Genomic DNA, 26,054 nt, shown 5'->3' on the forward strand with positions numbered 1-26,054 from the left:
GCATTTTTGCGATGTGATTCAATATAGCGTGCCATACACATGTATGGCCGGCGCGTCCGCGCCGAAAGGCTGCGAATGCAGACTTTACGCGAATATTATACCGCAAGAAAAAATGCTTGCTCGCAAGGGCATTTTTGCGATGTGATTCAATATAGCGTGCCATACGCATGTATGGCCGGCGCGTCCGCGCCGAAAGGCTGCGAATGCAGACTTTACGCGAATATTATACCATAAAAATGAGGGCCTATCTGCAGCTTCTCAGATACGCCCCCCTTCTTCGTCCGTTTATTGTGCGGTTTCCGCCCCAGGTCCACTGAGGCATTGCTTTCCCGTATGGTCTATAGTGTAATCGTCCCGCATTATCAGGTCAGACACCTTCACGAACGTATACCCCTGTTCCTTTAAGGCCTCTATTATCGCGGGCAGCGCCTCTGGCGTATTTTTTGCCCCGTTATGAAAAAGCACTATCGAGCCCGGCCCCACCTTTGAGAGCACGCGCTTTTTTATCTCCTCAGGCGATATATCCTTCCAATCAAGACTGTCAACATCCCACTGTATGCTGAAGTACCCGTTTTCGCGCATCGTTTTTATAAGCCTATCGTTATAATCGCCGTAAGGCGGACGGAACAGGTCCGGATACACGCCCGTTACTGCAGCTATCTTCCCTGCGCATTCGCCAACGTCCGCCGTGATCTCTTCGGCAGACATCTTGCTCATATGGCCGTGCGTGTCGGAATGGTTCATTATATCATGTCCCGCGTCGTGAAGCTCCTTTACCGATTCGGGATAGCTTTCAGCCCAGCCGCCTGTAACGAAGAATGTCACGGGTATGTCGTATTTATCGAATATTTCGACGAGCGCGTGAGTATCTTCGTTTCCCCATGCCGCGTCAAATGTAAACGCCACCTTCTTTTCATCCGTGTCAACGCAGTATATCGGAAGCTCGCGCCCCGCCACGGCCGACGCGACGAGCGACTTGGCCGCAGGAAAATTTGCCAAAAGCAGCGAAAAAACGAGTATCGCCGCGCACGCTGATAAAAGCCCCCGCCTTCCCAGCACATAATAACGCATATATATCATCCTTTCAGCTATGATGATACATCCTTATGCGCCGTGCGCCGCGATAATGCGCAATTTAAATAATAATTTAAATAATAATATAAAAAACCTCCCGCGACTTTGATTTTCGCGGAAGGCTTTCTCCCTATGCTTGAAGAAGGCAGGGGGCAGACAGCACAGAGGACAGCATCTTTCCCCATCAAAAGGCGGTAGCCGCCATGCCCCGCAGCGCCTGCGAGAACCGGCAGATCAATACCGTAGGGGACAAGACTTTCCCGCCCCCTTCAGAATAGTATCCCTTCTTCCAGTTTCTTTTAATTCAAAGGTATCGGCTTACTCCGTTACCCTGGCCAGCTGTTTTCTCAAGGCTTCCACCTGCTCATTCTTCGCCGCCAGCCATTCCTTACAGGTCTCATAGTTTTCTGCATTCTTTTCGGCTTTCTCTGTCGCCTTGGCCAGCTGTTCCCTCAAGGATTCCATCTGCTCATCCTTCGCCACCAGCCATTCCTTACAGGTCTCATAGTTTTCCGCATTCTTTTCGGCTTTCTCTGTCGCCTTGGCCAGCTGTTCCCTCAAGGATTCCAACTGCTTATCCTTCGCCGCCAGCCATTCCTTGCCGGTCTCATAGTTGGAGCGGTATTGCTCCGCTCTGGCCAGGATCTGCTCCGCATTATCGCGGGCTGCAGCCAGCTGCTCTGTCAGCGCTTCCAGTTTCCTGTCCTTTTCCGCCAGCCAGCTTTTACTTTTCTCATAGTTTTCCGCATTCTTTTCGGCTTTCTCTGCTACGCCGGCCAGCTGTTCCCTCAAGGCTTCCAGCTGCTTATCCTTCTCCGCCAGCCATTCCTTTCCCGCCTCATAGTTGGAGCGGTATTGCTCCGCTCTGGCCAGGATCTGCTCCGCATTCTCGCGGGCGGCAGCCAACTGCTCAGTCAGCATTTCCAGTTTCCTGTCTTTTTCTGTAAGCCAGCTTTTACTTGTCTCATAGTTTTCCGCATTCTTTTCGGCTTTCTCCGTTACGCCGGCCAGCTGTTTCCTTAAGGCTTCCAGCTGCTCATCCTTCTCCGCCAGCCATTGTTTACTGACTGCGTAATTCTTATAATATTGATTGACCCTGTCCACAAGCGCCAAATTAGCGGACAAAAGAGTCTCTAGCGTCAGTTTGCTTTCCGGGGCTTTTTCCTTTGGGAAAAACAGAAGATTGGCACTCTCCAAATCAACGGGGATATAGTTTCTTGCCTGAAGAAATTCCAACACCGTTGAGACCGATGTTCCTCCGCACTCTACCCACAGAACAGGACGGTCTTTCTCAAGGATGGCAGTCATCCCTTTCAGTACAGAAACCTCGAATCCTTCCGTATCGATTTTTACGAGGTCAATTTCGCGAAGCTTTAACTGCTTGGCGATACTGTCCAAGGTTTTGACCTCAGCTGTTTTCCCATCTTCTTCCGAATCGGAAAACTGAAAGGTCGTTGCTCCCAGATTATCCACTTCAAAATGTGTTACATGCGCGAACCCGGGCTTCTCTCCCGCTGCGGCACAAATGGGCAGAACATTAGAAAGCTTGTTTTGCTCCACATTCTCTTTCAGGAATGCATAATTGTCCGGGAAAGGCTCCAAGGAAATGATCCTCGCCTCCGGGAAAAAGCCGGCCCAAAACAGAGTGTGATTACCCAAATTTGCTCCGACATCCAGAATACATTTAGGCGATGCAAGCATAGGACTCCATTTGGATAAGATATAAGCCTCATAGAAGTCTTGGGTGCGCTCGATCGTATTAAGTATATAGTCGCCCTCATACCCGGTGATTAGAAGGTTTTTTAAAGAAACTGTTTTCTTTTCCATCCCGCTCACCCTTCTTCTGTTTGCCCTTCGATCAGCGCGATCTCTTTAGCGATGGTGTGTTCCTTGGATGTCTGGTTTCTCACCCGCTCCGCCGCTGCCGCGGACAACCGTTGGAAGAGAGCGGGATCGTTGTACAGCCGCTCGATGGCGTCGGCGACGCCCATATAGTCTTCCGGCGGAACTAGGATACCGCAGGTATCGTCCATGAATTCTGGGATAGCCGTGCAGTTGTTCGCAATGGGAACCAGGCCGGAGCTCATGGCCTCATCACGTGATACACCATGGGAATCCCAGCGTGTGGTTGCTATATAGACGCCATGTGTTTTATGAAGTGATGCGATTTCATCCTGGCGCAAAAAAACGGGATGGAGATGAACATTGGGAAAACATTTTAGCGGGCCATTATCTGTGTCAAAATTTGATCCTTGTCCATAAATATCAATCTCAATATTCTTAAAGAAATCCCTTTTCGACAATTCAAGAATTGCCATCGTCGTCAAATCGTTTGCATACTTTTTACTTGAGAATGGTTTAATCGTTAGAATTCTCTTGCGCTGCTCTATGTCTTTAGGAACATAGCTAAAACGAGAGCTATCAATTAAATTATGAATTACACTATAGTCTTTCTCTTCAAAGCGGACCTTATAGTCTTCTGCAATTTCATTCGCAAAATAATGGGATACATAGACAAAATGGATTGCATCTGTTTTCTTTTGCGCTTCAAATACTTCTTTCCATAATTCCACTCGTTTTTCGGATATCTGCTTTTCCTTCTCCAGATCCTCTTCTGAATCGTAGTTGAATGTTCTTCTCCACCATGGCTGAATGTCTGCGCCGTGGCTCCAGATCACGAGACGGATCCGATCAAGATAGTATTTCAAAACCTCCCACATATCCCGGTCCAGAAAATGGACGCAGACGGTTTCAATAGTGCCGGTGTCGAGGATCCCCTTCAGCTCTCCGGCCTTCCCCTCGATCACGTTGATCCCCTCGAATTCCCGATAGCCGTCCTTTGCGTAGGGATTCATGCGCATTATATCGTAGACTCTTCCCGCATCCCGATAAGAGGTCATGCGCGTATGAACAAACATGTTTCGGTAGAGAGCCTCATAGGAGGGATAATGGTTCGAGAGAATCAGGACCTTCGACCGGGCGAGGAAGGAGGATCGCTCCGAAATCATCCCGCTCCCCCCGAAAATCACATCTTTCACGGTGGCGGTGCCGCTTCCCTTCGGGCGAAAGCCAATCTCGACGGAGACAGTCCCGTCGGGCAACGTCAGCAGCTCCCTACGGTTCAGCTTGGGAAAGAGGGGCTTGAGCTTCTGCTCGTCCTGATCATAGCAAACCAAAACGCAGATGAGATCCAGCGCCCCAAGGCCCCGGAACTGTACCGGAAGCTTCCCGTCCAGAAGCCAGGGGCCCACCTCTATACGGTGGGCGCGGTCGTAGAGATACTCGTGCTTCCCCTCCGGCAGCTTGCTCCGGATCACCAGTTTGCTCCCCTCCGTCTCATAGGTCACAGGGACATTTTCAGAGGGTTTGCTTTTCGCCAGGTCCGCGCCGGGGATCCGAAGGACATCCTCCGGCTCCCTGAGCGGCCGGATCGCCTCGGCGCACTGCGTGATCCTCTCCGCCGGGATGCCCCGGTCGGCCACAAAGAGATCCGCCGCTGCCGGGCAGTCACCCTCCGGCCAGTCCTCGCAATATTGGAAATAATCCGTGCCCATCAAACCGCTGCCTGTGATCTTCCAATCTCCTGAAAGCTCAGCAAGCGAAACATCCTGCCAGAATTTAACCATTATCAATGCTCTGCGGAACAATAATTCATCCGGCGCTTTGTAGGATGCGCCGTAATTTTGAAGAGAAGCGTCCGCCCCACAGAAATATTCAGATTTCCCGGCTGCGCGAAAACTGCCGTAAGTCCATGTCAGGGAGAGGTCCATAAGATAGTTGGGGCCGTACCAGTCGCTCCCCTCCCACCAGGCGGCCAGTCCGCCGCCGCAGATCTCCGACAGAGTTCTTCTGACATCTTCCTCGCCAAGGCAGACATACCGCTTCCTTTGCTCAGAAGAGGCCGCTCCCACGAAAACCAGCTGCGCATTCGGCAGCGTTTGTGATAAGAACATTTCTTCCAATCGGTTTGCCTGCTCAACTGTTCCCGCATTTGCCAAGACAGTCACAACCGGCAATGGCGGCAGCAAATTTTGCCGGAAGACCTTTTCTGCAATATAAGCCAGTCGGTTTCGATAGAGATGCTGAGACAATACTGCACGGAGCCCCAAAAGCCGGTACTTATCTCTCTCCCTTTCATTTTTGCAGTATTTGTTTAGATAAAGCTCCAGCGTTCCCTTGTCATCCGTGGAAATGGTAAGGTCTCCGAAGTAATTCTTGACCCCTCTGGAGAAATTGCCGACGACCACAGTGTTGGAGGCCAGAAGCTCAAAAACACGGCGGGCAAACATAGTCTGAGACTGTTGTATGGAATTCATGTTGACGCCGTAGCAGTACCCTTTGTATGCCTTGTCGATCTCGCCGGAGGGCAGGGAGCCGAGGATATACGGCTGATACATTTCCGGAAAGGCGTGCTCGGGCAGAGCATTGGGGTAATTTCGGTCGTAGATGTCCAGCCCGTTTCCCTCAAGGAAATGAGCGGCAAAGCTGTCAAACACACGCGTACGCTCCTGGTATCTGTGATAGTATGCACCAGCAAAGCAAAACTTATCCTTGCGCTCATATTTTTCTATTGGATTATGGATCGCCGGCTGAGCCGCAAAATGCAAATGATAGACCCGATCGTGGCCCAGTTCCGCCTTGTACCGGGCGATGCAGTCGATATCCGTTGTGAACACGACGTCAGCGTACCCTGCGGTGATCATGAAAGTATCTGTATATACCGGATCTTCTTTATTCCAGAAAACGATGGGAATACCGAGAGATCGTACATATGTGGTCAAAGAGAACAATTCCTCGCTGTAGCGGTCGATCTTCCGGTACCAGAGGCCGTCCTTCCCCTTCCAGGCGGATTCGATGAACAGAAGGTCGGGCTGAAAGCCGTCGATCTCCTCCCGCCAGCCCTGTGGCGTGAGCTCCATCAGGCTGCACTCCGGCCCATAGCTCTCCAGGGTAAACTGATCCATAATGGCGGCAATCTTCAGTTCTCTGATGGTCTGTGCATCCGTGTGGAACAAAGGCTGATTTGATTCCCCGGTCCGCGTTTGTCTGCATAGTTCCAGTAAGATTCGATGTGCATCCTCATATTCTTTATGATTGCCAAACTGCATGGAGATATCAACAGCTTCATTCTCCGAATTGACAGCGCTACTATGCGTCTTTAGTGAACCCGTTTTAAACTGCAGCGGATCCAGCAAATCCATCTTGGATATCCTATCCTGTTGCATCTGTATACTCTTGATAAAAGAGGACAGCATATTCTCCCCTTCCATATGCAGTACAAGGGGATAATATGGAATGGATCTGCTGCATCTGCGTTCTGAGACTCCGTCTTGACGAACATAATATGTAACAGCATAACTTCCAAAACCGGAGAGAGGATAACGCAATGACGGTACTTGGGTATACTCACGCTGCTTGTAGATATCTCTTTTGTCCTTCGTAACATAAAATGCAAACGTTGCACGGTGCTTTTTCGGTAGATTAGTGAATGTGAACACTAAATCCCCGTCCTCGATCTCAAGCTGATACTCCAGGGAATCAATTTGAATTTTCGGCGGCCGTTTGACGTCAAACCATTCAGACCTCCCGGTTTCTTTTGTATCTGAGTTCTTACTCTTAACAAAGCATCTGACGCAGTATTTCCCTTCTTCCTCAAAAGTGAAGTCGTATTCCGCGCCTCTCAAATAATGCTTTTTATGGATCGGCGCCTTAGTTCCGTTTCGATAAATATACCATGCAACGTAAGCGTCCTCTGGTATGGGTTCCCGAATCGCAAAGCGCCATGATAGACCCTCAATATGCATCACAAAAACATGATATATATTAGGCATAGATAGTCTCCTCCTTTAGGCTTCTTCTTATATGCTCCTAAAAAACCGGCATTCTACAAATGAATATAGCTGTTTCAATGAATTCTGCACTGCACGCCGCAGGCCATAATATGATACCGGCATTCCCATATCGCATGTGATAAACTTGACTTATCTGCTTTTGGATAACAACTTGTGTGTTGAGTCAGGCTTGCGACGCCTCACTCATTTTACCACACTGGAGGCTTCTTTTTCCCGCATACCCGACTCTCCTTTCTCCGATCTCCCCCAACATAGATGGGGGGTAAAATTATTAATTATTATAACACAAAATCTTGATTGATACAACTACTTTTGCCCTGCTTCGCAGCCAACTGAAGACTGGACCAATCGGATAAACAAACGAAATCTCCACAAAGTCAACCATACGCGCAAATCACATTCTAATAATTGATGGTTCCGGGTCAAGGCCATTCGGCGTAGTTCGCCAATAGTATTGACATAAAAAACAAATTAGACAAATATAGACGGTTTGGCACGTAATATCTGGTCTGGAAGCATTCATTCATACATATTATAATTGAGCAGCCCTGTGAAAAGTGACATACCGGCTCAGCTCCCAAGGCTCTTCGCCTGTGCCGCCATCATATCGCCGTGCTTTTTCTCGTCCTTTTGCATCTCGGACACATTGGGATAATCAAGGTGTGGCGCGTACATATCGAATCCTGCATATTCGACAGCCGAAATCTTTTCAAGCAGCGCCGAAAAACCTACTGCCTGCACGGCCATTTTTATGTTTGCCGCAGCCTCGTGATCTGGCTTTAATGCCTCTCTAGTTGTGTTTCTCAAAATGGCTGCATAGCGTCCCTCATCAGCCGCTGCCTCTAAAAACGCGGCCTTAAGCTCTGCGTCGTCGGTAAGTCCCGCAAGCGTCTGATATGTAAGTACGCCGTCAAGCTCACCCTGCTGAAATCTTAAGAATTTCTTTAATTCTTTCGACAGTTCTGCCATTTCAGCCATTCCTTTTTTGTTTTTCAAAATAATACAATTGCTTACAATAGTATCGTATCATGTTATTAAAGAAAACTCAATACATGTTTTTATTCTTCCTCGCCGCAAGATAAGACCTCATAATCCTCTTCTTCGACGGCGCGTCTGAGCGCGTCTTTGTCGATTTCGCCTTCGTATTCGATTCTTGCAATGTCATTCTTATGGTCGGCTTCTGCAGAAATAACGCCGTCAACGCCTAAAAGCGCGCGCACTACGCGCTTCTCGCAATGCTCGCACATCATGCCGTCAACGGTAAGCGCCATTCTCTTTACTGACGACGATCTCTTTTCTTCGGGAATATCGGGATGCGTTTCGCTGTCGTCTGCTGTTTTCTTCGTATGGACGGTATCGTCGCCGCTCTGCGCGCGGTAAGGCTTGAACAGATTGAGCCTCAGCGCATTCGACACGACGCAGAAGCTTGAAAGACTCATTGCCGCCGCCGCAAACATCGGATCTAAGCCTATCCCGAACGCCGCGATAAACGCGCCTGCCGCCACAGGTATTCCGATGACATTATATATAAACGCCCAGAAAAGATTCTCGCGTATATTGCGAAGCGCCGCTCGGCTCAAACGCACCGCCTCAGCCGCGTCCATGAGGCTGTTTTTCATAAGTACGATATCGGCGGCGTCTGCTGCAATATCCGCCCCTGCGCCTATCGCTATGCCGACGTCAGCCTCGGTAAGCGCGGGCGCATCGTTTATTCCGTCGCCAACCATAGCCACCTTGCCGCTCTCTTTAAGGCGGCGTATCGTATCAGCCTTGCCGTCGGGCAATACGCCCGCTATCACCTCGTCCACTCCGATTTCGTTCCCTATCGCCCTTGCCGTAAGCTCGTTGTCGCCAGTGAGCATAACGACGCGTATACCCATGCTCTTAAGCTCCTGCACAGCCATGCGGCTGTCATCCTTCACCACGTCTGCAACTGCGATTATTCCCACAGCCGCGCCGTCCTTTGAAAAAAGCATCGGCGTTTTGCCTTCCGAGGCAAGCGCGTCCGCGCGCTCTTTTAAGCCTTTCGGCACTCGCACAGTCTCATTCATGTATTTTAGGCTGCCTCCCGCAATCCTAGCGCCGTCAAGGCAGGCCGCAAGTCCGTTGCCTACAAGTGCCTCGAATTCGCTGACTTCGGGCATGGCGGCGTTTTTTTCATTCGCTTCGCGCATTATGGCTTTTGCAAGCGGATGCTCGCTTTTTACCTCAAGCGCCGCTGCAAGCGAAAGAAGCGTCTCTTTTGTGAAGCCTCCCGCCGGTATCATATCCGTCACAACAGGCTCTCCGCGCGTTACCGTGCCCGTTTTATCGAGAACGACTGTTTTCACGCGCCCCGCCTCCTCCAAAGAGACGGCCGTTTTGTATAGTATGCCGTTCTTCGCGCCGACGCCGCTTCCCACCATGATAGCTACCGGCGTGGCAAGTCCCAGCGCGCACGGGCAGCTTATAACCAGAACCGATATAGCGCGCTCGAGCGCGTATCCCGCGCTCTGGCCGACTAAAAGCCATACGACCAGGGTTACGAGCGCAATTCCGATAACGGCAGGAACAAATATACCCGACGCCTTATCGGCTGTCTTTGCTATCGGCGCTTTCGTTGCCGCCGCTTCGCTCATCATTTTTATTATCTGCGAAAGCGTCGTATCCTGCCCCACGCGCACGGCCTCGCAAGTTATAAATCCCGACTGATTTATCGTAGCCGCCGAAACGCTGTCTCCCTTCATTTTGTCAACGGGAATGCTCTCTCCGGTAAGCGCCGCTTCGTTCACGGCGCTTTGGCCGTCTGCTACTACGCCGTCCGCCGGTATGCTCTCGCCGGGACGCACAACGAAAATGTCTCCCGCTCTCACCTGTTCTGCGGGGATCAAAACTTCCCTGCCGTCACGTATCACGTTCGCCGTTTTTGGCGCTATCTTCATAAGACTTTTGAGCGCGTCGGTAGTTTTGCCCTTTGAACGCGCCTCAAGCATTTTGCCTAGCGTGATGAGCGTGAGTATCATTGCGGCCGACTCAAAGTAAAAATTCATCATATATTCTTCGGCAGCCGCCGCGTCTCCCGTGCTTACGGCCGCAGTCATGCAAAAAAGGATATACACGCTCCAAATAAACGAGGCCGACGCGCCAAGCGCAACGAGCGCGTCCATATTCGGCGCGCGGTTAATAATGCTTTTAAATCCGCTTATAAAGAATTTTTGGTTTATTACCATTACGACAACGGTAAAAAGAAGCTCAAAAAGACCCATTGCAAGGTGATTTGCGCTAAAGTCTGCGGGCAGAGGCCAGCCCCACATCATATGCCCCATCGAGACGTACATAAGCGGTACAAGAAAGCATATTGACGCGATAAGCCGCCTTTTAAGCGCCTCCGTCTCGCTGTCCCAAAGAGAAGGAGAAAAATTATCGGCCGCTGTTTTTTCTTCACTGCCTTTTATGCTTGCTCCGTATCCCGCCTTTTCTACGGCGGCAATTATGCTTTTCGAAGAAGCCGTGCCTTCAACGCCCATTGTATTCGTAAGCAGGCTTACGGCGCACGACTCTACGCCTTCGACCTTCATTACCGCTTTTTCAACTCTCGCGCTGCACGCCGCACAGCTCATGCCCGTTACGTTATACTGCTGCATTTTTTCACCTTCTGTCTGCGGAGATCCGTTTAACGCCTATATTATGCGTGATTTTAGCATAATAATGATATTACTTTAAGATTATATTGTCAAACCGATGCGCCGTTCTGCTTACACATTCGTTCTTCTTACAATATGTTCGAAAATTTTATTATTTGTAAAAAAATGCTTGACATATTAAATAGATTTGTCTATAATTTAATTGTATTCAATTGAATTATGATCATTTGAAAGGAGGCGCATGTATGACGATATACGATATTAAAGCAAAAAATGCAAAAGGCGAAGAAGTTTCACTTTCGGATTACAAAGGCAAGGTCCTGCTTATTGTCAATACTGCCACCGGCTGCGGCTTTACGCCTCAATACAAGGGGCTTGAAGAATTATATAAAAAGTACAACGCGCAAGGCTTTGAAATACTCGATTTCCCCTGTAATCAGTTCGGCGCGCAGGCGCCCGGCACAGAAGAAGAAATCGTATCCTTCTGCACGCTTAACTATGGCGTAACTTTCCCGCAGTTTGCTAAAATAGAAGTAAACGGTGAAAACGAACATCCGCTTTACAAATACTTAAAATCTCAAAAAGGCGGTCTGTTAGGCAATAAAATAAAGTGGAATTTTACAAAATTCCTTCTTGACAAAAGCGGACATGTTATCGACCGCTTCGCTCCCAACATTGAGCCCGCAAAAATAGAAAACAGAATAAAGGAGCTTTTGTAATGCATTTTTCTTATGAAACGGAAAACGTCTGCTCGCTCGCAATAGACTTCGAGCTTAACGGCGACATAGTTACCGACATATCGTTTTTGGGCGGCTGCAACGGCAATCTTAAGGCCATATCCAAGCTTGTTGACGGTTGGACGGTAGACCAAATCGAAGAGAAACTGCGCGGAAACACCTGCGACGAAAATCCGACTTCATGCGCCGACCAGCTTGCCATTGCTGTAAGAGAAGCATATGAGCTTCAAAATAAAAACAAATAATATTATGTAAAGGAGAATAAAAATGGCCTCTCTGTATGATTTTAAAGTAAAAGATCCAAACAACAACGACGTATTGCTTTCCGATTACAAGGGCAAGGTGCTTCTCATAGTAAACACCGCCACGGAATGCGGCTTTACACCCCAATATGAACAACTTCAGGCTCTCTATAAGAAGTATGAGGGCAAGGGGCTTGTGATACTCGACTTCCCCTGCAATCAGTTCGGAGCTCAGGCTCCCGGCACAAACGATGAGATAAAGACCTTCTGCCAGACCCGCTTCGGCGTTACCTTCCCCCAGTTCGCAAAGATAGACGTAAACGGCGACGCCGAGATACCGCTTTACACCTTCTTAAAGGCCGAAAAGGGCTTTGAGGGCTTCCCTGCCGAACACCCGGCTTCGGAGATGATGAACGGACTACTTGCAAAAATCGACCCCGACTTTAAGAACAACTCGAAGATCAAGTGGAATTTCACGAAATTCCTCGTTGACAAAAACGGAAACGTAGTAAAACGCTACGAGCCGATAGCAAATATATCCGATATCGACGCCGATATCGCGGCTTTACTGTAAAAACATGAGCGCACGGTCTTTTTATAAAGGCCGTGCGCATATACCGTATGAGTTTATTCTTTTCGACGGCTAATAATATTGAAAAGAGTAAACTGATATGATAATATCTCTATATTTATAATGCTTAATTTGATTTTGGGAGACGGATCTCATGGATAATTCTAAGTACGAGGCTTTAAAGCTTGAAAATCAGCTATGCTTTCCTTTGTATGCGGCTTCACGTGAGGTCGTAAAATTATATAGGCCTTATCTTGACGCTTTAAATCTGACGTATACTCAATATATAGCGATGATGGTCTTCTGGGAGCAAAAAAAATGCAGCGTGAAGGAGCTCGGCGAAAAGCTGTATCTCGACTCGGGAACTCTTACGCCCGTGCTCAAGAGCCTCGAAAAAAAGGGCTTTGTCCGCCGCTACCGCTTTGTTGACGACGAGCGTGTGCTGCTCGTTGAGATAACTGAAGAAGGCGAAAAGCTTAAGGACGCCGCCGCAGATGTGCCGGGTTCTGTAGGCGCATGCGTAAAGCTTGAAACAGAAGACGCTCTCACTCTCTACCGGCTTTTATATGAACTTTTAGGCGGACTAAAAAAATAAAGAGATCGCAAAATGCGGCTTAAATAATTATGATATGCTCCCTCCATGAGAGACAGCGAAAAAGAAACTGTCGCTCTTGGAGGGAGCATATCAGCCATTCGGGGTTTTTATTGTTTTTATAATAAGCTTTCATCATCCGAAAACTAACAACAGCTTATTTCTTTTGCAAACTCAACGGCGTGTGCGCGTTTTTCTTCGTCCGGGAACACTGTTTTATATCCCATGTGGCGTTCACAGAGAACGTTTTTAAACACAAGGCCGGAATACTTACAGTATCGTCTTATGCCCTCCAAAAAGAGGTCAGCGCCCTTTTCTGGGCGAAGACCGCACGTCGTGATCACAGAGACTTCCTTTCCCGCCCAAATCGACGGTCCGCGTTCGTCGCCGTAATACATATTCATTGCATATACGAGCCTGTCAAGCATTGCCTTCATCGGAGGAGTGCAGTACCACGAATATATAGGCGTTGCAAGCAGTATCACGTCGCTTTTAAGGATCGCATCGAATATCGGCTGCATATCGTCCTTTTGAATGCATGATACGCTGTCCCAATCCTTCTGACACCATCTGCACGCCGTACACGGCTTTATCTCCATATCGAAAAGATCGAACTCGAAGACCTCGCAGCCTACGGCTCTCAGCTCATCAACTACAATATCCGTAAGCCAATTCGTATTGCCCTTTTTGCGGGGACTCGATCGCATGACTGCAATGCGTTTTCCTTTTTTATTCTTCACTTTATGCTCCCCTTTCGCATATAGACCAAACGGACGCGAAAACGCGTCCGTTTATGTCAGGTAATAATCTTAATTATCGTTTTTAAGCCTTTGTCACTTCGTTGAATCCTACTTTCCCGGCATAAGTCGTGTGAAGCAGCTCATGCGCCGCGTGAGAGTTGGGCTCGCCTAAGAACTTATCATAAAGCTCTATTATCTGCGGGTTGTTGTGCGACTGACGCAGAGTCAGGCGCTCGTCCTCGCTGTAAAGAGCCTTTGCTCTCTTTTCCTTGTAGGTGTCCATGATATCGTCCGACTCGTTGGGAAGGAAGCAGCTTCTCACATAAGGCTGACCGCCGCCGTTGATGCATCCGCCGGGGCATCCCATTATCTCAATAAAGTGATACTTGGAAGTACCCGCTCTTATTTCGTCGAGCAGCACCTTTGCAGACTTCATTCCCGACGCTATAGCTACGTTTACCTTTGTTCCGTTTATATCTATAGTAGCTTCGCGTATACCTGCATCATGGCCGCGTACCTCTTCAAACTTGATGGGTCCGTATTCCTTGCCGGTAAGCTTGAAGTATACGGTACGAAGAGCAGCCTCCATAACTCCGCCCGTTACGCCGAAGATAACGGCTGCGCCGGTGTAATCGCCCATGATATCCTGATCCCAATCCTCGTCGGGGAGGCGGTTAAAGATTATACCGCTGCGCTTTATCATCTTTGCAAGCTCGCGCGTCGTGATAACGGCGTCAACATCATTTAAGCCGTTTACTTTCAGCTGTTCTCTGTCCTTCTCGTATTTCTTTGCTACGCAAGGCATAACGGAAACAACAAATATGTCTCTCGGATCGATGCCGTGAGTCTTAGCCCAGTAGGACTTGATTATTGCGCCCTGCATCTGATGCGGCGACTTACAGCTCGAAACGTGCGGCAGAAGGTCGCTGTAGTTGTACTCAGCATAATTTACCCAGCCCGGCGAGCAGGAGGTTATCATCGGAAGCACGCCGCCGTTCGTAAGACGACCGAGAAGCTCGGTGCCCTCTTCCATTATCGTAAGGTCGGCGCCGAAGTTTACGTCGTAAACACGCTCAAAGCCGAGTCTTCTCATTGCCGCTATCATCTTGCCCGTTACGGGAGTGCCTATCGGATATCCGAATTCCTCGCCCAAAGCAGCGCGGACTGCGGGAGCCGCCTGGATTATAACGTGCTTGCCGGACGCCAGAGCCGCATCTACCTTAGATATCTCGGAGTGCTCCATAAGAGCGCCGGTCGGGCATACGTTTACGCACTGACCGCACTGGATGCACGGAGAATCGGCAAAGCTTCTGTTCTCTGCGGGGGATACGAATGTGCGGAAGCCTCTGTTCTCATAGCCAAGTATTCCAAGGCCGTGAGCGTTCTTGCATCTTTCTATGCATCTTCCGCAAAGTATGCACTTCGAGGTGTCGCGCACGAGCGCGGGCGCAAGTCTGTCAATGTGCGTTTCGGAATGAACGCCCTTGAACGCGCCCTCTCTTGCACCGGTGAGCGAAGCTACATGTAAAAGCTCGCACTTTCCGTTCTTTTCGCACTGCTGGCAGTTTATATTGTGGTTAGATAAGAGAAGCTCAACGCTTCTTCTTCTTGCTTCAACAGCCTTTGGTGAAGATATGCGTATCTCCATGCCCTCGGAAACGGGATATACGCAGCTTGCAACAAGGCCTCTTGCTCCCGTAGCTTCTACAAGACAAACGCGGCAGGAGCCTCTGTTGCATTCGCCGTGATTGAACGCGCAAAGAGAAGGTATCTCATATCCGCAGGCTTTAGCGGCTTCGAGAATCGTCATGCCGTCTTCGACCTGGTGAGCTACACCTTCGATTTTAATATTTATCTTTGACATGATTTCATCCTCCTATTATTGCTTCGATATCGCTTTAAATTTGCAGGTGGGCATACATGCTCCGCACTTTATGCATTTGCTCGAATCGATCTTGAACGAAGCAAGCTTGTGTCCGGGAGCAATATAATCCGTTCTTTCTATGCAGCTTGCGGGGCATCCCTTTGCGCACATGCCGCAGCCTATGCACTTTTCGGGGTCGATACGGTATTCCATAAGCTTCTTGCATACGTGAGCGGGACATTTTTTGTCAACGATATGAGCAATATACTCATCTCTGAAATGAGCTATCGTGGAGTTTATCGGATTTGCTGCCGTCTGACCGAGCGCGCAGAGCGAATTTGCCTTAACAGTCTGACTCAACTGCTCAAGCTCGTCAAGATCTTCCATTGTACCCTTACCCTCGGTTATGCGGGTAAGTATCTCAAGCATTCTTTTTGTACCGATGCGGCAGGGCGTACATTTACCGCATGATTCATCGCAAATGAATTCCATATAGAACTTTGCAACGTCGACCATGCAGTTGTCCTCGTCCATTACTATGGCGCCGCCGGAGCCCATCATCGAGCCCTTCTGAACAAGGTTGTCAAAGTCGATGGGCTCATCAAGGAAATCTGTTGTAAGGCATCCGCCCGAAGGACCGCCCGTCTGAATAGCTTTGAACTTCTTGCCGCCGGGGATACCTCCGCCGATATCGTAAATAAGCTCTCTTAAAGTGGTGCCCATGGGAACCTCAACGAGGCCTACGTTGTTGACCTTTCCGCCAAGTGCGAAAACCTTGGTGCCCTTCGATTTCTCGGTGCCGACGCTTGCGAATTTTTCAGCGCCGTTTCTCATAATATAGGGAACGCATGCAAGCGTCTCAACGTTATTAACGATGGTAGGCTTGCCCCAAAGACCCGCAACTGCCGGGAACGGCGGACGGGGTCTCGGCATACCGCGCTTACCTTCTATTGAGTTGAGAAGCGCCGTTTCCTCTCCGCAGACAAACGCGCCCGCGCCGAGACGGATATGGCAGTCGAACGAAAAGTCCGTGCCTAAAATGTTCTCTCCCAACAGTCCCATTTCCTTAGCCTGCTTTATGGCGATACGCAGACGGCGTACTGCAATAGGATACTCCGCGCGAACGTAGAAATAACCGTTCTTTGCGCCTATCGCATAGCCGGCTATAACCATTCCTTCGATAACGGCAAGCGGATTGCCCTCCAATATACTTCTGTCCATAAATGCGCCGGGGTCGCCCTCGTCGCCGTTGCAGACAACGTATTTTTCATCGTTCTGCTGGTTTAACGCGAACTGCCACTTGCGTCCCGACGGGAAACCGCCGCCGCCGCGTCCGCGAAGACCCGATGCGAGTATCTCGTCAACGACCTCTTGCTGAGTCATGGAAAGCGCCTTCTTTAAGCCCTGATAAGCGCCCATGCCGAGAGCCTCGTTTATATCCTCGGGATTTATAACGCCGCAGCCGAAAAGAGCGACGCGGCTCTGCTTCTTATAGAAAGTGATCTCGTCCTGCTTAGAAACCTTTTCGCCGGAAGAAGGATCAACGTAGAGCAAGCGCTCTACGACCTTGCCGCCAATGATATCGCTTTCAACTATCTCCTCAACGTCTTCGATCTTAACAAGGCGATAAAGCGTATCCTCGGGATATATCTTTACGAACGGGCCCTGTGAACAGAATCCGAAGCAACCAACCATGTTCACTGTGGCCTTGTCTGCCACACCCTTGGCTGCAAGCACCTCTTCAAACTTCTTCGTTATCTCGTCGGAGTGACTGCTCAGGCAGCCCGTACCGCCGCACAAAACGATATGACGCTTACCGTCCGAGCCCGTGAGCTTGGCGTTTAAGCTTTCAGTTCGTTTTTTTATGTTTTCATTTAAGCTGTCAATGGTCTTTATCATGCACTAACACCTTCCTTTGCCTTATACTCAGCAACAATGGCCGGCACCTTGTCAACCGATACCTTCGGGTATACGGTGCCGTTTATCGTTACGGCGGGAGCGATGCCGCAGGCGCCTATGCAGCGCAGTGCATCAAGTGTAAACAAACCGTCCTTCGTGGTCTGACCCGGAGCGACGCCCAATATTTCCGAGAATTTGTCAATGACCTGCTGCGCGCCCTTTACGTAACATGCGGTACCTAAGCAGCAGCCGATAACGTATTTTCCCTTGGGGCTTAATGAAAAGAAAGAATAAAATGTTACTACGCCGTAAATCTCGGCAACGGAAATGCCTGTCTCCTTTGATACTATCTCCTGTACCTCCAGCGGAATATAGCCGTACTCGTTCTGGATATCACTCAAAATCATCATAAGCGGCGTTTTTTCATCCTTATAGCGCCCGCAAATCTCGAGGATAGTCGCAACGGCCTTTTCGTTGAGTTTTGCCATGCTATCACCCTTTCTGTGTAATTGCCATAAATAGATTTAGTTTTAATATTATATTTATCTCTCGCGCAAAACATTTTTTCGCATATGCTTAATAAAATGTCTGATTGCTGACAACGAGAGAAACAGACAAGATAAACACCCATATAAAAAGGCATTCGGGAAAAATATATGAAACAATAAGGCAAAGATAAAAAAACAAAAAGCGCTTGTCTCAGATATTTCCCCTTATGTATTTTCCCTAAAATGCTTTCTCTGTACGCAACAAACGGACACCCCCGGAAAAGTATCCGAAGATCATCCTTCGTCAGTATAAATACCTCTTTTACCGGCGCAGCGCACATCCACGCCCGAAAAAGAGAACCTTAAAAATTCGTAACATCAGTTTCTTCTTGACCGGCAACTATTATTTGGTAATGTTACACAAACAAACAAGAATGATGCGGCATATCTATAAAAAAAATACATACAAATCTCAAGGATTTTGGTATTTATTTATCAATCATATGATTATAATACTATATCGTTAATTATTTTTCAATATCTAAAAGACAAAAAAACGTCATAATTTAATGTTATTTGAGAAAAATTTTTCACAAATCGGGATAACCTTCTCTGACAAAGCTGCAAAAAAGCAGCATTTGGATCGTATTTATACTTTATCATACAAATCTTGTGTTCATATTCAATTCATTTGCGATGAATGGTATCGTTTCTATGATGATCGGCCGCTTAATTGCTCATGGAGACAAAAAGGACGCTCTCCCGATCCTCAGCGGAGTTGAGAGAGCGTCCGGTTATACTCTGATCCTGTCAGCAATGAGTGCGATAGATCGCTTGTCGTCCTTCGGCAAAAACACTGCCGATTTAAAATCAATCGAACAAATCACTTTTTGCTGCCTTCAAGTCCCTTATATACGAGCGCTGCCAAAATCGCGCCGATAAGAGGACCTACTATAAATACCCACAGACTTGCAAGCGGAGCCGCATTGCCGCCTATTGCAGCGATAAGAGCGGGGCCTATGCTTCTTGCGGGGTTTACGGAAGTACCGGTAAGACCGATGCCCAAAATATGAACGCCTACAAGAGCAAGACCGATAACGAGACCGCCGAAGGAGCCGTGGCCGGCTTTCGACGAGGTAACGCCGAGTATGCAGATAACGAAAATAAACGTAAGTATTATCTCAACGATAAGACCTGCTCCTGCGCTGCCGTTGACGCCGGCAAGACCATTGGTGCCCAAGCCTCCCGTCTTGTCCTCAACTCCGCCCATGCCGAATATCCCGGCAAGTATTGCGGAACCGATAATAGCGCCTATGATCTGCGAGATCACATAGCCCACAAAATCCTTGCCGCTCATGCCGCCCTTAATAAGAACGCCCAATGATACAGCCGGGTTTATGTGGCATCCCGAAATATTGCCGATAGAATAAGCCATGGCAACTATGGACAGACCGAAAGCAAGCGCCGTCAAAATATATCCCCCGCCGTTTGCCGAATCGCAGCCTACGAGCATAGCCGTACCGCAGCCCAATATTACCAGCACCATCGTACCGATACATTCAGCAAGATACTTTCTCATAATTCTGCCTCCTTTTGATAAGAAAATAACGTTTTTGTACGCACACATATTATCTCTCTGAACGCGGTCTGCGTCAAGTCCCTTTTGAAAATATTGACCGCCGTATCTTTTGTGTGCTTTTGTAATATTTATGATGAATCCGGCGTCATTTTGCGCTTTTTGCGGAATTTTTTATATCAGAGCAAATTTGTCATCCTGAGCGAAGCGAAGGATCTTTTTATACAAAAAAGCACGGCATTCCCTCGCCGTGCTTTTGTTGCCTTATCTCAAAGCCCTCTTTATTTCCTGTTCTATGATCGCCGCATATTCCTTTTCATGCCCCTGCAGCGCGTCCCTAAGAAAGTGCGTAGGCTTCATGCCGCGCGTCGTGTGGAATTTGCCTTCGTCATCCATATATACCCATGGCGTTTTACGCCCGCTGCCGTCTGATGCGTGTATGCCCGTGCCGAACTCTACATACTTGCCATACTCCACATTGGTGCCTATCACCACATACTGCTCCGCTTCGTTGACCTCGTGGCTGATACTGCCTCTCAGTCGGTCGTTATCCACTCGCCCCGCCGCCGTCAGGTTCCTTTTGGCATGGCTCTCCGCCTGCCCTCCGGCCACTTCCAGCGCCCGGGCGATCGCCGCCTCAAGCGCCCTCCTTACCTCGTCCGAGTGGTCGATTATCTTTACGTCCGCCATAGTCTCCTCCTTCCGGGCATGAAAAAACCGCCCCGAAGGACGGTTCATAACATATCGCTGTCAATTTCCCAATCATCCATTCCCGCGCCAAGGTCGCTGTATGGGCATTCCGCGCATACCCTTCGCGCCTCTTCAATATCGTCTATTTCGGCGAGTTCTTTTGTTGATGATATCTTAAAGGTGTTATTAAGACACATCAAAGAATCATAACAAAGGTCAATATCTATGACGCGCTTATACGCAGGGCAGTAATGGTCGCTTTCATAATCCAACATCCTTAAGCACCTCCATTATTTTGTCGGCCTCCTCGTTATAATCATTTTTCTTCCATGCCGTTTTAAAAATCCACTCGCCGTTTTCATTGACTATTACGCACATACCTTCATCACCGACAAAGTACTGTCGCTTGCCGCCCCATTGAACGAACATAGCTTTTGCGTCCTTGATATATGACCTCAATTCGTCATCGGTTATGTGGCGCTCAAGCATTCTGTGCATAATGTGATACGGGTCTTTTCCTCCGGAAGGCAAAATCGCCGCGTTTTTCTGAACCGGAGGCAGCAATACGCCTCTTTTAATGCCTAATTCTTTCAACTTCTCCTGCGCGTCAAAATACCGCTTATCGCTTGTCGGGTATTTTTCCAAATATCGAGCAAGCCTCTTCGTGTATTCCCACGCATCGCTATCATTATACTTCAATTCCTGAAAAGAATCAAACGATTTCGGTGCATTTTCCTTAAGTATTTTCCTGTACCGCTCATACTGCTCCCGGTCAGACTTTTCGTTCACGATTTTCTTTCGCTCCGCGCTCCTCTGCCACTCTGTTGCGTCAGGCTTCCCCGCCTTGATCCACTCTGCCTGTTCCTCCTTCGTCATGGGCTTGGCCTGTTGCCATTCCTCAAAACTCATGTCGCCCATCTTCGGGCTTTGTGTCACGGTGTCCGGTTCAAAGCCCTTCACCCACGCCGCCAGCGTACACCGGCAGTTCCATATGAGGTGCTGCGGTATCTCGGACTCACCGGCCACCTGCCCCGGATAAAGTATCTCAAAACCGTCCACCTCGAACGGTTCGTCCACCTCGCGCCTCTGTCCGTGCAGCAAACGGTGATCATGCCTCGTACGCATATCAAGCGTCTCTCATGTAAGAGGTATGCCGGGCTTTTATATAATGAAAACGGTGGCCGGTCCGCCGTGGAGACGCCCGGGAAGCGCTATCAGGGTAATACGAACGAGCTTCATTCAGACGCCCAAAACGCCTGCACGATGCATTTCTCTTAAAATTCCCGTTCTTCCGTTAAGAAATGATGAACATCTTGTTTTCATTGCCAAAATAAGCGATAAAAAGCGAAAATAAAGAATATATCCAAAAACGCACGACTCTCAAAAGAGTGCAAAAACGCAGAAAACAGCCGAAATCTTAATGATTTCGGCTGTTTTTCAATATGGTCGAGGTGACAGGATTTGAACCTGCGGCCTCTGCGTCCCGAACGCAGCGCTCTACCAAACTGAGCCACACCTCGACGTGACTTTTATATTATACATAAGCTGTATTCGTTTGTCAATTACGTTTAACAAAAAATTTCGCTTTTTTGCATACTTCTTTTTTTTCGTAAGATACTACGCATGAGGTGATCTTATGCAAATAAACCACTCTGACTACTTATCGCTTGTAAAAGCCTTTTCAAAGAACTCGCGCACCGCGGTAAACATGGTAAACGCCTTCTGGACGGGCGGGCTTATCTGCCTTTTCGGACAAGCGCTGCTTGATATAATAAGCGCGCAAAAATATCTGACGCACGACGAAGCGGCTTCAGCCGTTACGCTTATCTTAGTCCTTCTATCCGTGCTTGCAACAGGCGCGGGATTATATAAGCCGTTTGCAAAAATCGCCGGCGCAGGCTCGTTGATACCGATCACAGGCTTTGCGAACGCAGTCGCGGCGCCTTGCATCGAATTTCGAACGGAAGGCTTTGTAACGGGAGTCGCAGTCAAGCTCTTTACCATAGCGGGACCCGTCATCGTATACGGTGAACTCGCCTCTTTTATTTACGGCGTTATTCTTTGGACCATACAGGCTATGTCTTGAGGTGGCAGAATGAAAAAAAGGAAAAAAACAGGCACCGTAAGCTTTAAGTCTCCCCCTTCCGTTATTGCTAACGCCGCCGTCGTCGGCAAAAAGGAAGGCGAAGGACCGCTTGCCGCTCACTTTGATTCGATCTTTTGGGACGACAGACTTTCCTGTAAGACATGGGAAAAGGCGGAAGTCTCGCTTCAAAAAACAGTTTTTGAAACGGCGCTTAAAAAGGCCGGTCTTTCGAAAGAGGACATAGGCATGCTTTTTTCAGGCGATCTTTTGAACCAATGCATCGCTTCGGGATACAGCGCGCGTGATATTAAGATCCCGTTTATGGGGCTGTACGGCGCATGTTCGACAATGGCCGAAGGCCTTTCTCTCGCCGCAATGATGATAGACGGCGGATATGCGGATATCGCCGCGGCTGTCACGTCTTCGCATTTTTGCTGCGCAGAACGTCAATTCCGCTTCCCGCTGCAATACGGCTCTCAGCGCACGCCCACCTCACAGCGCACGGTCACCGGCAGCGGAGCCGCAATACTTTCGCACTCCGAAGAACCTCCGTATATACTTCGCTGTACTCCCGGCAGGGTCATTGACTTCGGAGTCAACGACATAAACAACATGGGAGCAGCCATGGCTCCCGCCGCCTGCGATACGCTTATTCGCTTCTTTAACGATACTGCGCTTCCCGTAAAATCGTTCGATCTTATACTGACGGGAGATCTCGGCGTTACGGGCGCTGACCTGCTCTTGGATATAGCGTCGCGCTGCGACCTTGAGTTAAAAAGCAATTACGACGACTGCGGGCGCATGATATTTGATACAAAGGCCCAGGATACGCATTCAGGCGGATCGGGCTGCGGATGCAGCGCGGCCGTCGTCTGCTCCTATGTTCTTAACGAGATGCGGCGAGGGCAAATAAACAACGTGCTTTTCGTCGGCACAGGCGCGCTGATGAGCCCCACCGTATTAAATCAAAAGGAGTCGATACCTTCCGTGGCGCACGCCGTTCATATTTCCAATACGCTTCCCAAAAAAGGAGAATAATATGCAGTATTTTATCGCTTTTGTCATCGGCGGCGCGATCTGCGCCGCCTGTCAGGCGCTTATCGACAAAACAAGGCTTACTCCCGCGCGTATACTCACAGGATGCGTAGTTCTCGGCGTTTTTTTAACCGCCGTGGGGCTTTATGCTCCCTTCGTAAAATTTGCGGGCGCGGGCGCAACGGTGCCGATACTCGGATTCGGCTATTCGCTTGCGCGCGGGGTTGAGCAGGCTGTTGAAGGTTCGGGACTTATAGGCGCATTTTCGGGAGGATTTACGGCGACGTCGGCGGGCATTTCGGCCGCGATGATCTTCGGGGTGCTTGCGTCTCTTATATTCAGGCCCACGGAAAAGTGAATGAGACTTTCCGGTTCAGCATCGCCATATTAATCGCGCCGCTTTTTCACCGTCATTCCCGCCAAGGTCAGAACTATGCCCAATATGGCGGCGACAATAAATATAACGGAGTTTATTTTTTCATTTAGCGCCGCGTCCATTGTCCAGTGTATCAGTTGATATCCCGAAAGCTCGTGCTCCGCTCTCATCATGACAGATGCGGCATGACCTGCGATCTTTTCCCACAGGGCAAAGACAAAAATGATAATACCCGCCCGGCCGAGGCTACCGAATATCCTTTTTGGCAGCCGAGTGACCGCAAAAATAAGCCATGCGAGTATCAAAAACAGCGTTCCCGCCGTCATACCCTCTTTAAATGCATATGCGTCGCCGCCTGCTACGGCCCAAAGCGTTAAATATAGCCATACACTGTCCCAAAGCAAGACGATAGTGCCCTTGATTGACGCCGTCAATTTGGGATAACTTATTTCTCGCACAACAAAAGGCAAGAAAGCAAGTGATATCCCGAAAACTGTGGGGACGGCGATTGCAAAAAAAGGCTCGCCGCCGAAAAACAGCGACACGCACAATTCTATAAGTACCACGGACGCGGTGGACAGCGCGACCGTCTTTGAAAATCGATACTTACTGCTCATAAGAGGTACCGCCGACAACGCGGCGGCAAGGCACATTGAAGCCGCCAAAACCAGCACCGTTCCGATATCGGTACCGCCTGCTGCCGCCACTACGGCCGTTATGACAACGGGGATCAAAAGTATGACGGATATGAGCGCCCCCGCTGTCCACGCTTTGCCCCATTCTTTTTTTTGAAATCTAGAAAGTACGCCTTCTTTTTCAATAACAACGGTGTTTTCTATCAAGCTGTCGCATATCTTTGCTTTTATCTTCCCGCAGCTACTGCATTCTTTTAAATGCTCTTCTACAAACGCCTTGCTTTCGCTGCTGAGCACCCCATCTATATAGAGCGGCAGAAGATCTCGCACAATGGCGCACCTATTCCTTTCGTTTATGTTCATCCTCATCAATCCTTTCTTTGATCATAAGCTTCGCGCGGTGATACGTTACCCTCGCCCAGACGTCGCTCTTTCCAAATATCCCGCCTATTTCGGCGTAGGACAGCTCGCCGAAAACACGAAGCCCGAAAACTTCCTTGTAGGGTTCCTTCAAATCATGTAATACAATATGTATTCTCAATGCAGTATCTTTTTTCTCCGCATCACCTGCAACGTCTGAAGAAGACATGATATCCTTTTCGGAGTACATGCTCCTTTTTGACCTTCGCCTGTATTCGTCTGCAGCAATGTTTTTCGCAATGGAGCACAGCCATGTAAATTCGCTCGCTTCCTTTCTGTATTTACTCTTATGTGAAAGCGCTTTGAAAAACGTCTGCTGTGTTATCTCCTCCGCGTCCGCTGCGTTTTTTACGAGCGTCATTGTATAGGAATAGACCTGCATATAATAGGTTTTGAAAAGCTTTTCAAAATCCGTCGGATTCGCCTCCCTTTTCTTTATTCTCCGGAGTTTTCATCAATTAGACGTGAAAGGATTGTTTTCGTTACAGTTAGTTTTTATTCTAAATGAAAAATGCGCCTCACTTTATTAGTGAAGCGCTTTTTAAGCAATTTAAGACAGTGCCGATCTTATTACATTAAGATTATTCTCCATTGCCGAAAGATAAGTTATGCCGTTTTCTATATCCTCGCTCATTACCGACTGCATGGAATTTAAAGACATGATGCTTACATCGTCGCGCCCGCTTGACGCTATTATCGTTTCCGCAAGGCGCGTGTCGGCTCCGTCTATCGTAAGTACGACGTGTATATCAAGTTCACCCAGCTTATCCGAAAGGAACATCACCGTCTCAAAGGCGGCCTCCGTCTCGGCTGAGCATCCCGAAAAAGCCGCGTAATATTTCAGACCGTAATCGTCAACGAGATACCGAAACGGGAACCTGTCTCCGAAAAGCAGCGTGTCGTTTTCAGCGGTTTCTCTCATTTCTTCATATCGTTCGTCAAGAGCTTTCAACTCGGATATGTATGCGTCTGCATTTTCTTTGTAAACGTCTGCATATTCGGGTTCCTTCTCGGCTATCGCCCGCTCTATTGCCTCACAGCATACTATAGCGTTTTTAAGCGACAGCCATACATGCTCGTCGTACTCGGTCTCGTCTTCTTCACTTAAGTTTGACTGCATACCCTCTACCGTTTCTTCCTCTTTAAGCGACTCGCCCATCACGTCCATAAGGCTTAACACCGTCATATCCTTGTTTACGGCCTCCGAAAGAGCGTCCTTGGCCCATGCGTCTGACTCTCCGCCTACATATATGAAAATATCGCATGTGGATATTTCTATTATATCATCGGCCGAAGGCTGAAAGCTGTGCATATCAACTCCGTCGCAAAGCAAAAACTCAACTGACACATCTTCGGCGCGTTCGCCTAATATATTTATCACCCAGTCATATTCGGGAAATATTGTTGCGACTATCTTTAACTTCGCGTCAGACTCGCTTTTCTCGCCGTCATCCGAGCTGCAGCCGACAAACGCGGCGGCCATCATAAGTAACGCAATGATGAGCGCCGTTATCCTTTTTGTTTTCATTTTTCCTCCGACATTATATTTTTGGC

23 protein-coding genes and 1 tRNA gene are annotated in these 26,054 nt (G+C 48.7%); 7 read left to right on the forward strand and 17 right to left on the reverse strand.

The genetic code is table 11. The features are described from left to right. Window positions 1-285: 285 nt before the first annotated feature. The 5 genes from IJG50_04905 to IJG50_04925 all read right to left on the reverse strand — a co-directional run bounded on the left by IJG50_04905 (window position 286) and on the right by IJG50_04925 (window position 10,549). Window positions 286-1,071, reverse strand: coding sequence for a polysaccharide deacetylase family protein (locus tag IJG50_04905; protein ID MBQ3379190.1), 786 nt, complete (start codon window positions 1,069-1,071; stop codon window positions 286-288). A gap of 321 nt (window positions 1,072-1,392) precedes the next feature. Continuing rightward, on the reverse strand, window positions 1,393-2,901 hold the full coding sequence (locus IJG50_04910; protein ID MBQ3379191.1) for an FkbM family methyltransferase: 1,509 nt from the start codon (window positions 2,899-2,901) through the stop codon (window positions 1,393-1,395). 5 nt (window positions 2,902-2,906) lie between these two features. Beyond that, the gene (locus tag IJG50_04915) at window positions 2,907-6,905 is read right to left on the reverse strand and encodes a glycosyltransferase (protein MBQ3379192.1); all 3,999 of its coding nucleotides are present in this window, start codon (window positions 6,903-6,905) and stop codon (window positions 2,907-2,909) included. Window positions 6,906-7,496: 591 nt separating this feature from the next. Then, window positions 7,497-7,895, reverse strand: a complete 399-nt coding sequence (locus tag IJG50_04920; protein ID MBQ3379193.1) for a rubrerythrin — start codon at window positions 7,893-7,895, stop codon at window positions 7,497-7,499. Window positions 7,896-7,984: 89 nt separating this feature from the next. Further along, window positions 7,985-10,549: a heavy metal translocating P-type ATPase gene (locus IJG50_04925; protein MBQ3379194.1), complete on the reverse strand. Its 2,565-nt coding sequence runs from the start codon at window positions 10,547-10,549 to the stop codon at window positions 7,985-7,987. A 245-nt stretch (window positions 10,550-10,794) separates the two neighbouring features. Here IJG50_04925 and IJG50_04930 point away from each other — a divergent pair, with 245 nt between their 5' ends. The 4 genes from IJG50_04930 to IJG50_04945 all read left to right on the forward strand — a co-directional run bounded on the left by IJG50_04930 (window position 10,795) and on the right by IJG50_04945 (window position 12,694). Then, complete coding sequence (locus IJG50_04930) at window positions 10,795-11,268, forward strand: glutathione peroxidase (GenBank protein ID MBQ3379195.1); 474 nt, start codon at window positions 10,795-10,797, stop codon at window positions 11,266-11,268. Beyond that, window positions 11,268-11,531 (forward strand): TIGR03905 family TSCPD domain-containing protein, encoded by a 264-nt coding sequence (locus IJG50_04935; GenBank protein MBQ3379196.1) that lies wholly within the window; start codon window positions 11,268-11,270, stop codon window positions 11,529-11,531. Before IJG50_04930 ends, IJG50_04935 begins: the two co-directional genes overlap by 1 nt. Before the next feature lie 22 nt (window positions 11,532-11,553). Further along, window positions 11,554-12,102, forward strand: coding sequence for a glutathione peroxidase (locus tag IJG50_04940; GenBank protein MBQ3379197.1), 549 nt, complete (start codon window positions 11,554-11,556; stop codon window positions 12,100-12,102). Window positions 12,103-12,253: 151 nt separating this feature from the next. Beyond that, complete coding sequence (locus IJG50_04945; GenBank protein ID MBQ3379198.1) at window positions 12,254-12,694, forward strand: MarR family transcriptional regulator; 441 nt, start codon at window positions 12,254-12,256, stop codon at window positions 12,692-12,694. A gap of 143 nt (window positions 12,695-12,837) precedes the next feature. On the opposite strand, the gene IJG50_04950 is transcribed toward IJG50_04945, so the two are convergent. The 9 genes from IJG50_04950 to IJG50_04990 form a co-directional block, all read right to left on the reverse strand. Further along, the gene (locus IJG50_04950) at window positions 12,838-13,398 is read right to left on the reverse strand and encodes a flavodoxin family protein (GenBank protein MBQ3379199.1); all 561 of its coding nucleotides are present in this window, start codon (window positions 13,396-13,398) and stop codon (window positions 12,838-12,840) included. A gap of 115 nt (window positions 13,399-13,513) precedes the next feature. Next, window positions 13,514-15,295: an iron hydrogenase small subunit gene (locus IJG50_04955; protein MBQ3379200.1), complete on the reverse strand. Its 1,782-nt coding sequence runs from the start codon at window positions 15,293-15,295 to the stop codon at window positions 13,514-13,516. A gap of 15 nt (window positions 15,296-15,310) precedes the next feature. Then, a complete protein-coding gene (nuoF, locus tag IJG50_04960; protein MBQ3379201.1) occupies window positions 15,311-17,194 on the reverse strand; it encodes an NADH-quinone oxidoreductase subunit NuoF in 1,884 nt (627 codons plus the stop codon). Beyond that, window positions 17,191-17,682, reverse strand: coding sequence for an NAD(P)H-dependent oxidoreductase subunit E (locus tag IJG50_04965; GenBank protein MBQ3379202.1), 492 nt, complete (start codon window positions 17,680-17,682; stop codon window positions 17,191-17,193). Before IJG50_04965 ends, nuoF begins: the two co-directional genes overlap by 4 nt. An 883-nt stretch (window positions 17,683-18,565) precedes the next feature. After that, entirely contained in the window at window positions 18,566-19,261 is a 696-nt protein-coding gene (locus IJG50_04970; GenBank protein ID MBQ3379203.1) for an MIP family channel protein, read from the reverse strand. 261 nt (window positions 19,262-19,522) lie between these two features. Further along, entirely contained in the window at window positions 19,523-19,948 is a 426-nt protein-coding gene (locus tag IJG50_04975; protein MBQ3379204.1) for an HK97 gp10 family phage protein, read from the reverse strand. A 44-nt stretch (window positions 19,949-19,992) separates the two neighbouring features. After that, window positions 19,993-20,223 carry a hypothetical protein gene (locus tag IJG50_04980; GenBank protein MBQ3379205.1) on the reverse strand — a complete coding sequence of 77 codons (231 nt, stop codon included), beginning with the start codon at window positions 20,221-20,223 and terminating at the stop codon, window positions 19,993-19,995. Beyond that, a complete protein-coding gene (locus IJG50_04985) occupies window positions 20,210-21,073 on the reverse strand; it encodes a hypothetical protein (GenBank protein ID MBQ3379206.1) in 864 nt (287 codons plus the stop codon). Before IJG50_04985 ends, IJG50_04980 begins: the two co-directional genes overlap by 14 nt. A 318-nt stretch (window positions 21,074-21,391) precedes the next feature. Further along, window positions 21,392-21,468 (reverse strand) — tRNA-Pro (locus IJG50_04990). A gap of 116 nt (window positions 21,469-21,584) precedes the next feature. Between IJG50_04990 and IJG50_04995 the strand changes: the two genes are divergently transcribed. Genes IJG50_04995 through spoVAE form a run of 3 tightly spaced genes read left to right on the forward strand, consistent with a single transcriptional unit; the run spans window position 21,585 to window position 23,427 of the window. Then, complete coding sequence (locus IJG50_04995) at window positions 21,585-22,034, forward strand: SpoVA/SpoVAEb family sporulation membrane protein (GenBank protein MBQ3379207.1); 450 nt, start codon at window positions 21,585-21,587, stop codon at window positions 22,032-22,034. Window positions 22,035-22,043: 9 nt separating this feature from the next. Beyond that, entirely contained in the window at window positions 22,044-23,072 is a 1,029-nt protein-coding gene (spoVAD, locus tag IJG50_05000) for a stage V sporulation protein AD (protein MBQ3379208.1), read from the forward strand. 1 nt (window position 23,073) lies between these two features. Beyond that, window positions 23,074-23,427, forward strand: a complete 354-nt coding sequence (spoVAE, locus tag IJG50_05005) for a stage V sporulation protein AE (protein MBQ3379209.1) — start codon at window positions 23,074-23,076, stop codon at window positions 23,425-23,427. A gap of 29 nt (window positions 23,428-23,456) precedes the next feature. Here the strand turns inward: spoVAE and IJG50_05010 are convergent, their stop codons facing one another. From IJG50_05010 to IJG50_05020, 3 genes are all read right to left on the reverse strand, one after another. Continuing rightward, window positions 23,457-24,443, reverse strand: a complete 987-nt coding sequence (locus tag IJG50_05010) for a zf-HC2 domain-containing protein (protein MBQ3379210.1) — start codon at window positions 24,441-24,443, stop codon at window positions 23,457-23,459. Beyond that, a complete protein-coding gene (locus IJG50_05015) occupies window positions 24,421-24,882 on the reverse strand; it encodes a sigma-70 family RNA polymerase sigma factor (protein MBQ3379211.1) in 462 nt (153 codons plus the stop codon). The genes IJG50_05010 and IJG50_05015 overlap by 23 nt, the downstream gene beginning before the upstream one ends. A 168-nt stretch (window positions 24,883-25,050) precedes the next feature. Beyond that, complete coding sequence (locus IJG50_05020; GenBank protein ID MBQ3379212.1) at window positions 25,051-26,028, reverse strand: zinc ABC transporter substrate-binding protein; 978 nt, start codon at window positions 26,026-26,028, stop codon at window positions 25,051-25,053. Window positions 26,029-26,054: the final 26 nt, after the last annotated feature.

This window comes from Clostridia bacterium, from assembly GCA_017405765.1.
Lineage (GTDB): Bacteria > Bacillota > Clostridia > Oscillospirales > RGIG577 > RGIG577.